This is a genomic window from Escherichia sp. MOD1-EC6162 (assembly GCF_002965125.1).
Taxonomy (GTDB): domain Bacteria; phylum Pseudomonadota; class Gammaproteobacteria; order Enterobacterales; family Enterobacteriaceae; genus Escherichia; species Escherichia marmotae.
The window spans coordinates 1-12,392 of sequence record NZ_PTSB01000027.1 but is presented as its reverse complement, the minus strand read 5'-3'; the positions used below and the strand labels follow the sequence as shown (position 1 = coordinate 12,392).

13 protein-coding genes are annotated in these 12,392 nt (G+C 47.4%); 8 read left to right on the top strand and 5 right to left on the bottom strand.

Features of this window, described 5'->3' with window-relative positions; all coding sequences use genetic code 11:
* Positions 1-40 precede the first annotated feature (40 nt).
* The gene (gene yncL / locus A9587_RS18860; RefSeq protein ID WP_071985532.1) at positions 41-136 is read right to left on the bottom strand and encodes a stress response membrane protein YncL; all 96 of its coding nucleotides are present in this window, start codon (positions 134-136) and stop codon (positions 41-43) included.
* Between the two features lie 193 nt (positions 137-329).
* Between yncL and A9587_RS18855 the strand changes: the two genes are divergently transcribed.
* Both A9587_RS18855 and ydcY read left to right on the top strand, forming a co-directional pair.
* Positions 330-503: a GhoT/OrtT family toxin gene (locus A9587_RS18855; RefSeq protein WP_001516416.1), complete on the top strand. Its 174-nt coding sequence runs from the start codon at positions 330-332 to the stop codon at positions 501-503.
* A gap of 85 nt (positions 504-588) precedes the next feature.
* Positions 589-822, top strand: coding sequence for a DUF2526 family protein YdcY (ydcY, locus tag A9587_RS18850; protein WP_000018633.1), 234 nt, complete (start codon positions 589-591; stop codon positions 820-822).
* On the opposite strand, the gene A9587_RS18845 is transcribed toward ydcY, so the two are convergent.
* Together A9587_RS18845 and A9587_RS18840 are read right to left on the bottom strand one after the other, a co-directional pair.
* The gene (locus A9587_RS18845) at positions 823-1,272 is read right to left on the bottom strand and encodes a DMT family transporter (RefSeq protein WP_001076542.1); all 450 of its coding nucleotides are present in this window, start codon (positions 1,270-1,272) and stop codon (positions 823-825) included.
* Entirely contained in the window at positions 1,269-1,787 is a 519-nt protein-coding gene (locus A9587_RS18840; protein ID WP_001516415.1) for a GNAT family N-acetyltransferase, read from the bottom strand. Before A9587_RS18840 ends, A9587_RS18845 begins: the two co-directional genes overlap by 4 nt.
* A 184-nt stretch (positions 1,788-1,971) precedes the next feature.
* On the opposite strand from A9587_RS18840, the gene curA reads away from it, so the two are divergent.
* Positions 1,972-3,009: an NADPH-dependent curcumin/dihydrocurcumin reductase gene (curA, locus tag A9587_RS18835; protein WP_016248713.1), complete on the top strand. Its 1,038-nt coding sequence runs from the start codon at positions 1,972-1,974 to the stop codon at positions 3,007-3,009.
* A gap of 38 nt (positions 3,010-3,047) precedes the next feature.
* On the opposite strand, the gene pqqU is transcribed toward curA, so the two are convergent.
* Positions 3,048-5,150, bottom strand: a complete 2,103-nt coding sequence (gene pqqU / locus A9587_RS18830) for a TonB-dependent receptor PqqU (protein ID WP_000689392.1) — start codon at positions 5,148-5,150, stop codon at positions 3,048-3,050.
* A 241-nt stretch (positions 5,151-5,391) separates the two neighbouring features.
* On the opposite strand from pqqU, the gene yncE reads away from it, so the two are divergent.
* Complete coding sequence (gene yncE / locus A9587_RS18820) at positions 5,392-6,453, top strand: 7-bladed beta-propeller protein YncE (RefSeq protein ID WP_038355804.1); 1,062 nt, start codon at positions 5,392-5,394, stop codon at positions 6,451-6,453.
* Positions 6,454-6,650: 197 nt separating this feature from the next.
* Here the strand turns inward: yncE and ansP are convergent, their stop codons facing one another.
* Positions 6,651-8,150, bottom strand: coding sequence for an L-asparagine permease (ansP, locus tag A9587_RS18815; RefSeq protein WP_001516412.1), 1,500 nt, complete (start codon positions 8,148-8,150; stop codon positions 6,651-6,653).
* Between the two features lie 892 nt (positions 8,151-9,042).
* Here ansP and A9587_RS18805 point away from each other — a divergent pair.
* The 4 genes from A9587_RS18805 to A9587_RS18790 all read left to right on the top strand — a co-directional run.
* Positions 9,043-9,525, top strand: a complete 483-nt coding sequence (locus A9587_RS18805) for a type IV secretion protein Rhs (protein ID WP_236942002.1) — start codon at positions 9,043-9,045, stop codon at positions 9,523-9,525.
* On the top strand, positions 9,522-9,878 hold the full coding sequence (locus A9587_RS18800; RefSeq protein ID WP_000819261.1) for a hypothetical protein: 357 nt from the start codon (positions 9,522-9,524) through the stop codon (positions 9,876-9,878). The genes A9587_RS18805 and A9587_RS18800 overlap by 4 nt, the downstream gene beginning before the upstream one ends.
* A 221-nt stretch (positions 9,879-10,099) precedes the next feature.
* A complete protein-coding gene (locus A9587_RS18795) occupies positions 10,100-12,094 on the top strand; it encodes a type VI secretion system Vgr family protein (protein ID WP_001516408.1) in 1,995 nt (664 codons plus the stop codon).
* A gap of 51 nt (positions 12,095-12,145) precedes the next feature.
* Positions 12,146-12,392 (top strand): DcrB-related protein (locus tag A9587_RS18790; protein ID WP_123057719.1); only part of this gene is annotated, 247 nt, incomplete at its 3' end.

The window sequence follows — 12,392 nt, the reverse complement described above, 5'->3', positions numbered from 1 at the left end:
TTTCTCTCTGACAGTACGTGCTGCGTGCAATATCGCTACATCAAATAAACCAACCAAATCTCATAGAGATAAGAGTAAACAACCCAACAGCAGCAAAGAGATTTATCAGCACTACAGTTTTACTGGAAACGTTCATTTTTGCCACCTTTTGTCATAGCCCCTATGTGTATAGTACGGGTTGGGAAAATCCGCAATCATACTCATTCTGAAGATGGACAAGAGCATGCCGTAGGTTATTGAATTTATCTTAAATGGATTGAAAACTTGATGCGCATCAAGAAATGACGCATATTTGCGCGCGTTTTATTCACCTGGCTGGATGCCTGTACATGTCTCTTTTTCAATGTTTGCTTGTTTTTTATGCTGTTATGGCAGTAATCGCCTTTCTTATTACCTGGTTTCTTTCCCACGATAAGAAGAGCATTCGCTTTCTGAGCGCCTTTCTGGTGGGGATCACATGGCCGATGAGTTTTCCAGTGGCGCTACTGTTTTCACTGTTTTAAATCTTACTCGCTGGCTTGACGGCACAACGCAGACTTATATCATTTGAGTGAATCGATAAATTTCACAAGTGGCTAAGGAGAAAGTATGTCGCATCTGGATGAGGTCATCGCGCGCGTGGATGCCGCGATTGAGGAGAGCGTCATTGCCCATATGAACGAATTGTTAATCGCCCTGAGCGATGACGCAGAGTTAAGCAGGGAAGATCGCTACACCCAGCAACAGCGTTTGCGCACAGCAATCGCCCATCACGGACGCAAGCATAAAGAAGATATGGAAGCGCGCCACGAACAGTTAACGAAAGGTGGCACCATCCTCTGATTAAAACGTGCGTCTGGCCACCAACCAGGCGCCAACTACCAATAAAACCGCTCCGCAAATTGGACCAATCAACGCCCGAAGTGGCACGCCATGACTGCGGAAAATATCCAGTACCAGACCTCCAATAAGTTGGCTGGCGACCAGTACTGCAATGGTCGTTGCCGCCCCCACATTTTGATACCCGCTGATACTGGCGAAGACAAAAAATGATCCCAGCAAACCAGGGATTAGAGTCCACCAACGCACGCTGGACACCAGTTCGCCAAACCCTGCCATCCCTTGTTTAAACCACAAAATAGACACGAACAGCACAATTCCCACCAGTGAGTTCAGTAGCATGGCGATGAGAATGGTGGAGGAGGTCTGAGTGATGCGCACCATCAATGTGTTTTGCACCACCAGGCCAATCCCGGCGGCGATCAAAAAGGCAAGGGTAAGCGACTGATTCATCCGATAGCGTCCGGTTCACTGCGTTCGTCGAGTTGCAACTGCATAAAGGTGAGATCCAGCCAGCGACCAAATTTAGTGCCTACCTGCGGCATTTGTGCGGTGACGACAAATCCCAGCGACTGGTGTAGATGCAGCGAGGCCTGATTTTGCGACTCGATCCCGGCAACCATGACATGCTTCCCGCAATCCCGCGCTTCATCAATCAACCGGCTTAACAATTTGCGCCCAAGACCTTTGCCCTGATGATCCGGATGAACATATACCGAATGTTCCACTGTATGGCGAAAACCGTCGAAACTACGCCAGTCACCAAATGAGGCATACCCCGTGACAACGCCATTTTCTTCGCTCACCAGCACCGGATAACCGGATAATGTTCGCGCTTCAAACCAGGCGATTCGGTTATCTGCATCCACCGTTTGGTCGTTCCAGATAGCCGCCGTATACAACACGGCGTGGTTATAAATTTCTGCAATTGCAGCACAATCGGCTTTGCGGGCAAAACGGATGGACATGTCGAGCCTCTATAAAACATCGAATAGTAATGATGCTATCAATACTATCGAAAACAGCCGGAAGCAACGCAATCGATAATGAAATTATTGTGTGTTGCTGGACGAATGTGATGCATACAAACACATCTAACCACGTGAGCCTGCTACCATTGATGGATTCATGCCAAAAGCACAGGAGATCATTATGGGGCAACAAAAGCAGCGTAACCGCCGTTGGGTTCTGGCCTCGCGTCCGCATGGAGCGCCGGTTCCGGAGAATTTCCGTCTGGAAGAAGATGACGTTGCCACGCCAGGTGAAGGTCAGGTGTTACTGCGCACAGTTTATCTGTCGCTGGACCCATATATGCGCGGGCGCATGAGCGATGAGCCATCCTATTCACCACCGGTTGATATTGGTGGCGTGATGGTTGGCGGCACGGTGAGCCGGGTGGTGGAATCAAATCATCCGGACTACCAGCCTGGCGACTGGGTGCTGGGCTACAGCGGCTGGCAGGACTACGACATATCCAGCGGTGATGAACTGGTGAAACTTGGCGATCAGCCACAAAACCCTTCGTGGTCGCTGGGTGTGCTGGGGATGCCTGGTTTTACCGCTTATATGGGCTTGCTGGATATCGGTCAACCTAAAAAGGGGGAAACGCTGGTGGTTGCTGCTGCAACCGGCCCTGTTGGCGCAACGGTGGGGCAAATCGGCAAACTGAAAGGCTGTCGGGTGGTGGGTGTTGCCGGTGGCGCTGAAAAATGCCGCCATGCTACTGATGTACTGGGTTTCGATGTTTGCCTTGATCACCATGCGGATGATTTTGCTGAGCAACTGACGAAGGCGTGTCCGAAAGGTGTTGATATCTATTATGAAAATGTGGGCGGTAAAGTGTTTGATGCCGTGTTGCCGTTGCTCAATACATCCGCGCGCATTCCTGTCTGCGGCTTAGTGAGCGGCTATAATGCGACGGAATTGCCATCTGGTCCGGATCGTTTACCGTTGCTGATGGCCACGGTGCTGAAAAAACGTATTCGTCTGCAAGGCTTTATTATCAGCCAGGATTATGGGCACCGGATCCATGAGTTCCAGCAGGAGATGGGGCAATGGGTGAAAGAGGGGAAAATCCATTATCGCGAGCAAATGACCGACGGTTTAGAAAATGCCCCACAGACTTTTATTGGCCTGTTAGAAGGTAAAAACTTCGGCAAAGTCGTTATTCGTGTGGCGGATGACAATTAACAAAACAGGTGGCGGTGTTATACCGCCACCACGTAATATTATTCAAACCGCCATGCGAGATTTACGCCAATACCATAATTCCGTCCAGGTGCTGGCTCGTAATATCGGCCATTGGATTCATTAACAATCACCGATCCGACATATTCTTTGTCGAATAAATTATCGACCCGACCAAATAAATCCACCGTCATATTGCGGTAATTATATTTATAGCCGGTAAACAAACCAACGAGAGTATAAGAGGGCGCTTTTGCCGTGTTTTCGTCATCAGCCATAATATCGCCCATATATCGCGCTTCTGTACCGGCATACCAGCCTTCTTCTGGTACGTAACCTAAAGACGCAAAGCCCATATTGCGGGCGATCCCTGGCATCCGGTTACCATTACAGTTCTGATCGTTACAAACGTTGCTGCGATATGTTGCATCAAGCCAGGTCCACGACGCTTTTACGCGGAAATCTCCGGCGAAACGTTGATCCCACGCCAGCTCGGCTCCCTGACGACGCGTCTTCCCGGCATTTTTATAAGTGGTACGCCCACCGCTACTGCTATCGACAACGATTTCATCATGAGTATCGGTCTGGAACACTGCGAGGCTAAACAGACCATCGCCAATACGCGTTTTACTGCCGATTTCGATTGTATCGTTGGTGGACGGTTTTAAACCAAAGTTCATCCCGCTTTGCCCATCGGCACGGTATGAAAGTTCATTAATGGTCGGCGTTTCAAAGCCGCGTCCCGCTGCCAGATAGATATTCCAGGCATCGGTGATGGCGTATTTTAACGATCCGGCTGGCAGCCATTTGTGATAACTGGCATCTCCGCTGTCATCGCCGTTACCGGGAGTAATGTAATAATCGTTGGAATCAAACCATACTGAGCTATAGCGCACGCCAGCATCCAGTGACAGTTTGTCAGTCAGTTGCCACTGGGTCTGTAAATAGGGATCGACGTTCCACATCAGATTACGCTCGTCGCGGCGCAAATCACCTTTTTGCCCGTATTCTGGTATGCCGTAATTCAAGCGGAAGTTATTGTAGCCCTTGCGGTTTTCACTCATGTTTTCATAGTTTAAACCGGTGGTTAAAGTGAACGGAACACCCAGTTCGCCGCGGTGTGTCCAGCGACTGTCTATTCCCTGATAATGGCGTTGCAGCGTAATCACGCCGCCTGCGTGTGACGGGGTAAGTTGTGGTGCCATCGGGATTGACTGGTACTGGGTCGTTTCACGCTCACCCGCGTACATCATCACGCTCATCTCATCGCTGGCGCTAAGACTACGCTCATAACGCACTCCAGCCTGAGTTTGCTTGATGGTTTTCCGTGTATCGTACTGTTCAGCGCGAGGAGCTTGTTGCGGATCCGCTTTCCATTCTGCTTCGGTCAACCCACCAGGGTCGTTTGCTTTGATATCCACACTATTAAAAATCAGGCTTAATTTGCTGGCATCATCAATACGTACGCCCAATTTGGCATTGGCTAAATTTTTCTGTGCACCACTATGGTCACGGTAGCCGTGGGTCGTAAAACGTGTGGTCGAAACGGTGTAATCGACATCGCCAGCCTGTGTGCCGTCACCCATTGCTCCCGTTGCCTTCAACCCGTAACGCCAGCTACCAAAACTGCCATAGTAACTGCTGGCTTCAATGCCTGACGGTTGTTGCCCCGTTTGTGTGGTGACATTCATCACCCCACCGGAAGCGTTGCCATAGAGGGCGGAAAAGGGGCCACGCAGTACTTCCACGTTTTGCACGCTACTTAAATCGATATTAGACGTTTGTCCTTGCCCGTCGGGCATGGTGGCGGGAATGCCGTCCACATACAGGCGAATCCCGCGGATCCCGTAAGTAGAGCGGGAACCAAATCCACGAATCGACAACTGTAAATCCTGCGCATAGTTCTGCCGGTTTTGTACCTGTAAACCAGGCACGCTGGTCAGTGATTCAGACAAGTTAATGCGCGGTGTTGCCAGGCGCATCTCTTCGCCATCAACCACACTGACCGCCGCTGGGGTATCCAGCTCTGAAACCACCTGTGGTGTGGCACTCACAATCATGGTTTGTTCATTAGCGGCAAAAACGGATGGGGAAAGGACAATCAGCGCAGATAAAACAGTCTGTCGGACGGAAAAAATCTTCATGAAAAAAGCCAGGTTAAGAATGGAAAAACATCGCTATGGTAATAAATTTGTAAATTTATAGAAAACAAAACGGCACGATACGTTAACCAATTGAGAAAATTGTAGTCGTAACAGCAAGAAATACTCCACATTTGAGAAAATAATGATTACCATTCCCATTTATAACAAGGGTGTAACGAAGATTACGCTCAGCGAAGCATTGTGAAGCAGCAAAAATATCGGTTCATCAAAGGGAGTCGTCATGCATTTACGTCATCTGTTCTCATCGCGTCTGCGTGGTTCATTACTGTTAGGTTCATTGCTCGTTGCTTCATCGTTCAGCACGCAGGCAGCGGAAGAAATGCTGCGTAAAGCGGTAGGTAAAGGCGCTTACGAAATGGCTTATAGCCAGCAGGAAAATGCGCTGTGGCTCGCTACATCGCAAAGCCGCAAACTGGATAAAGGCGGGGTGGTTTATCGTCTCGATCCGGTCACTCTGGAAGTGACTCAGGTGATTCATAATGATCTCAAACCGTTTGGCGCCACCATTAACAATGCCACCCAGACGTTGTGGTTTGGTAACACCGTAAACAGCGCGGTCACGGCGATCGATGCCAAAACGGGCGAAGTGAAAGGGCGTCTGGTGCTGGATGATCGTAAGCGCACGGAAGAGGTGCGCCCGCTGCAGCCGCGTGAACTGGTAGCAGATGATGCCACGAATACCGTTTACATCAGCGGTATTGGGAAGGAGAGCGTGGTCTGGGTGATTGACGGTGAGAATATCAAACTGAAAACTGCCATCCAGAACACCGGTAAAATGAGCACTGGCCTGGCGTTGGATAGCAAAGGCAAACGTCTCTATACCACCAACGCTGACGGTGAATTGATTACTATCGACACCACCGACAACAAAATTTTGAGCCGTAAAAAGTTGCTGGATGATGGCAAAGAGCACTTCTTTATCAACATTAGTCTCGATACCGCCAACCAGCGTGCGTTTATCACCGACTCCAAAGCTGCGGAAGTGCTGGTGGTTGATACTCGTGAAGGCAATATTCTGGCGAAGGTAGCGGCACCGGAATCACTGGCTGTGCTGTTTAACCCGGCGCGTAATGAAGCCTATGTGACACATCGTCAGGCAGGTAAAGTCAGTGTGATTGACGCGAAAACCTACAAGGTAGTGAAAACGTTCGATACGCCGACCCATCCGAACAGCCTGGCGCTGTCTGCCGATGGCAAAACGCTGTATGTCAGTGTTAAACAAAAATCCACTAAACAGCAGGAAGCTACCCAGCCGGACGATGTGATTCGTATTGCGCTGTAATCGACACAGGGGAGTTTGTCTTTCGTAGGCCTGATAAGGCGCTAGCGCCGCATCCGGCAAGCGGAGCACAATGCCTGATGCAACGCTGTCGCGTCTTACCAGGCCTACAACACGCATAATTATTTGATTTATTTATAGTTTGTTAGCCGGATAAGGCATTTACGCCGCATCCGGCTTTAAACCGGGCAATTTTGCAATTAACTCGCCGTTTCAGGCTTAAACACAATTTCCTGTTTTTCTTCATCTTCCTCGATGACTGGCGCAGTGCTGTGAACTTCGGCAACGCGTTTACGCACACCAAACCAACCCACAACCAGCAGAATACCGATAACCGGCAGTGCCGCGATGGTATAAGTCCCGTTCGGATAATCGAACGCCATCAGCACCAGGACGCACAGCAAAAACAGTAAAGTCAGCCAGGAAGTGAAGGGCGCGCCGGGGAGTTTAAAACTGACTTCCTGCGCTTTACCTTCTTTAATCGCTTTACGCAGGCGCATCTGGCAAACAATGATAAACGCCCACGAAGCGATAATTCCCAGCGACGCAAAGTTCAACACAATCTCAAAAACGCGCGACGGCACCAGATAATTGAGGAATACGCCGACAACATACACGACCAGCGTCGCCAGAATCCCGGCATACGGAACATGCTGGCGACTCATTTTCGCCATAAAACTTGGTGCAGAACCGCCCATTGCCATTGAGCGTAAAATACGTCCGGTGCAGTACAGGCCAGAGTTCAGGCTGGAGAGTGCGGCGGTCAGCACCACGATATTCATAATGCTGCCGATGTACGGCACGCCAAGTTTAGAGAAGAACGTCACAAACGGACTTTGCCCCGCCTGATACGCACTCCACGGCAATAACATCACCAGCAACAACACGGAACCGACATAAAACAGACCAATACGCCAAATCACGCTGTTAATGGCTTTAGGCACCATGGTCTGCGGATCTTTACATTCTCCGGCGGCAGTTCCCACCATCTCAATGGAAGCGAAAGCAAATACTACGCCCTGAATCAACACCAGTGCAGGCAATAAACCGTGGGGGAAGATACCGCCATTATCGGTAATTAAATGAAATCCTGTGGTGTTGCCATCCAGTGGCTGACCGCTACCGAGGAACACTGTACCCACGACCAGAAAGGTAACAATGGCGAGAACTTTAATCAGCGCAAACCAGAACTCCATCTCTGCAAACCATTTTACACCTATCATATTCATGGTGCCGACGATGGTTAATGCCCCGAGCGCAAATACCCATTGTGGAATATCGCCAAACGCGCCCCAGTAATGCATATACAGTGCAACTGCAGTAATATCGACAATCCCGGTCATTGCCCAGTTGATGAAGTACATCCAGCCAGCAACATAAGCGGCTTTCTCACCCAAAAACTCACGGGCATATGAGACAAAACTGCCACTGGAAGGGCGATGTAATACCAACTCACCCAACGCACGCAAAATAAAAAACGAAAACAAGCCGCAGATTAAATAAACCAGTGCCAGTGCTGGTCCCGCCATTTGTAGTCGGGCACCTGCGCCTAAAAACAAACCAGTACCAATCGCGCCACCAATGGCGATCATCTGCACCTGGCGATTACCCATCGCTTTGTGATAGCCCTCTTCGTGGGCATTAAGCCAGCGGCGTTTCGCGGCGTGTTGATCTGAAGTATCTGTGTCGTGTTTACTCATTGCGCTCCCTGAGTTTCTCGCTAAAAGGTTATATATGACACCACATGGTTTGTTTATTCACCGTGGCAATGACAGCCTTCACCATTATTCTTTATGGGTATAACTGTCGGCGCAGAATCCTACCTGTTATCGTGTAACGATGCAAAATGATCCCGCTCTAAATGTATGGGTATAAAAGCGACTGACGACAAAATAGCAATCTGGTGAAATTATGACTGATACAACTATTGTTGCGTTGAGGGTACTCGATTGCAGACCAGATCTTTTGTTCCTCGTTCGTCGCTCTGAACGCCCGTGGTTTCAGTGGTCACTAGTGTGGTTGGTCGCCAACATATCCCTTCGCTGATTATCACTGAACAGTGAGGGACTGGCGTATGACTGGTTTCAGGGGAATACAACTCTTAAAACATTACTTCAATATAATTTTAATATGTATATCATTCTCGATATTAATTTATGAAGTGAATTTGATATATTCCGAATTCATGATTTACATTACTAATGTATGGAGCATCACGTTAAGATAGCCACGTGCAGATCATGATATCAGGGTGGGGCGGTAGCGTTTACAGATATTAATTAATTGATGAAGATTATGTTATCCGTGCAATCATTTGTATCAACTATTGATATTGAAGATAGATAAACAAAGATACTGAGAGTTAATGTTAAGTAATCGTAATGGGAAACTTTGATAACTTGCTTTGATTTCATTGTCTATGAAGATGATGTCATCAACACTGCATAAAGTGGAAATGTTGAACATCAAAGAGAACCCTATTTAATAAATAATAAAAGAGCGTTTGTTTTTTATCTGAAAAATATTATTCCCAGGAGGAATGAGATGTCATTAAGGAGAATGACATCTGGTTAATTAACATTAGCCAGATCGATTTTTGAGAATACAATTGATTATAACAAGGTATGGATCCACAATGAAAAACACTTGCCAGGTCAAGGGGAAAGAACAGCGATGACCCCAAACGGGGAAATGTATTATCCTGATGCTGTTTATAGTTCAGATTTTTCATCGCAAGCAATGCCTGGCGATCGTGAAACAGTAGCTGGTGCTTCTCACTTGTTTATTCATGAAATGATGCATGTTTGGCAATATCAGAAAGGGTATTCAGTTAAGTTGCGTGGTTTGTTTTCCTGGGCGGCAAATTATCATTACGATCTTAATTTACATTCAATTGCTTCTTATTCAATGGAACAACAAGCATCTATAGTTGCTGATTATTGGCTATTGATTAACTATGGGTTGGTAGCTGATTTGGCAAATGTTAACTATGCAGGAGATACAACTGAACCAGTGAATACTCTATCGGAAAAATACAAAAAGGTGCTTAATTTATTTCCTGCGGGCGTCATGTGAAGAGATTCTTTTTGTTGCTCTTTTTATCGGGATGCACTGTTGGTGATTATGTTCGTCCATTGTTGCCCGGTAATATATATTTACAAGACGCACGGGTTTGTTCAAAACCAGACGATGGGAATATGATTTCAAATTATATTTTATATGAAGGTAAATATGGTAATGCAATAAAACTGAAAAGAGTGACTGGTCAGTTCGATCCCGTATGTATTGACATAAATGAGCTATCTTCAGATGTTATTTATATCGGAAAATATATGCTCTCTTCCGGAAGTAAAAAAGAATACTATGGTTTTAGCATAATTAGAACAGGGGGACGTATTTTAAGACTTGATGATAATCATATCAAATGACAAGTTAAATAATTTCATTGCTTTTATTAATGTGCTTCAGGTGAATATTTTCGCCAGGGTAACATGACTGTGCATTCTTCATGGTATATATGGTTGATAGTACCTTCAGTAGCACTCATAAGTATTGAGGTGTTTTATGCCAACGACGAATATTTTATATATTTTCTTCTCTGTAAGATTTCTTATTAGCACTTAGCCATTCCTAGTTAAAAGGATTAATTATGAGTTTTACAGCTACAGATTACCCATCCGGCACACTAATTGGATCGGGTAAGCATAACGTGACTTTGAGCGGCAGCGCTGTTCCTGATGGAATGTTACTGTTCGCAAGCTTAGGTGGTACAGAAACAGTAGGGGAACTATTTACTTATTCTATTAAATTAAAAACTCCTGACACCCTGAACATAGGCTATGTTTCCCCCGCAGCCAACCTGCAGCTCAAATCGATGGTAGGCAAAGATCTGTGCGTCCATATCGAATTGGATGGCGGCGGAAAACGGTATATCAGCGGGCTGGTGACGGCGGCGCGCGTGGCTGGTCATCAAGGACGTTCGGTGGTGTATGAACTGCGGATCGAACCGTGGTTAAAAATATTGACCCACACGAGTGACTACAAAGCGTTTCAGAATAAAAACGTGGTGGACATCCTGGATGAGGTACTGGATGAGTACCCCTGGCCAGTGGAAAAACGACTGGTGGAAAATTATCCGACTCGCACCTGGCAGGTGCAGTACGGTGAAACAGATTTTGATTTTATTCAGCGCCTGATGCAGGAGTGGGGTATCTACTGGTGGTTTGAGCACAGCGAGAACAGTCACACGTTAGTGCTGGCTGATGCCATTAATGTCCACAAGACATGCGCAGATTCGCCGCTGGTGTGTTATTACCAGAAAGGGCTGAAACTGGACAAGGAGTTTATCCATACCATCACAGCAAATGAAAGCCTGCGCAGCGGACAGTGGGTGCTGAATGATTTCGACTTTATGAAGCCGCGTTCACTGCTGAAGAGCACCGTGGCTAATCCACGTGAAACCGGCCTTGCTGAATATGAGCACTACGAATGGCCGGGAGACTACTTCACAAAGAGTGAAGGTGAAATGCTGACACGCATCCGCATGGAAGAACAGCGTAGCCCCGGTAGTCGGGTACAGGGCAGTGGCAATATTCGTACCCTGATGACAGGTTTTACCTTCATCCTGGAAAACTATCCAACAGCCGAAGTGAACCGGGAATATCTGCTGGCACAGACCACACTATTTATACAGGACAATGCGCAACACAGCGGCCAGGAGCAGCACTTCTCTTACTCAACCAGCTTTGAGTTGCATCCCACCAATGAAGTTTACCGTCCGCAGCGAACTCTGAGCAAACCCCATACCAAAGGCCCGCAGAGCGCCATCGTGACTGGCCCGGCGGGGCAGGAAATCTGGACGGATAAATATGGCCGGGTGAAAGTTCAGTTTGGCTGGGATCGTTACGGTAAGAATGACGAAAACAGCTCCTGCTGGATCCGTGTCAGTTATCCGTGGGCGGGTAAAGGATTCGGTGGCATTCAGATCCCGCGCATTGGTCAGGAAGTTCTAGTGGATTTCAAAAACGGTGACCCGGATTTACCCATTATCGTGGGGCGGACATACAACCAGGACACCATGCCTCCGTGGGGACTACCGGGCGCAGCGACGCAAAGCGGGTTTTACAGCCACACCATCGGCGGCGGCCCAACCAATGCTAACGCCCTGCGTTTTGAGGATAAAACTGGCGGAGAAGAAGTCTGGTTGCATGCCGAGAAAGATCAACGCATTGAAGTAAATAATAATGAAAGCCATTGGGTGGGCAATAATCGCCTTAAAGTTATTGATAAAACAGAAACTGCGATTATTGGTGAGAAACGTTCTCTAACAGTCCAGACAGATGATATCTCTCTCGCCGGCGGGGATAAAACAATTCAGACAGTGCAGAATTTACGCCTTGCTGCGGGAGATTCCATTATTCTTAGCTGCGGAGAAACTATCCTGCAAATGACCAGTGACGGAATATTTAATATAACCTGTAAGAATTTTAATATTACAGCAACAGAGAACGGAAAAATAAATACACAATCAGGGCAGCTTGATTTAAACATGAATGACAGAGCGGCAAATATACCTCCGCCTGGAGCATTAGAGAAAACAGCCCTTCAGACGGCAATAGACGTCACCTTCATGACTAAAAAATAAATAAAAACCCATCAAAAAATAATTCGTTTATTAAAAAGGACTCATGCCATTATGACAGAATATTACCTCAATGAGACAGTTATAACTTTCACCGGGAATATTATTCAGGACAGTACCATTAATATGTTGCGGCTCAGCAATCCCGACGCCGCACTCATTATCAGCCGGGGCCAGATGCAGGAAGGAGACGAATTAGCCTCTCAGGTTGAACAGCAAATGAAAAAGTTAGAAAAGCAGGTCAGGGAACTGCACCACACGCCCGTGCAGGTGACCCGCGTGGGGATTAATGACGCTGAGG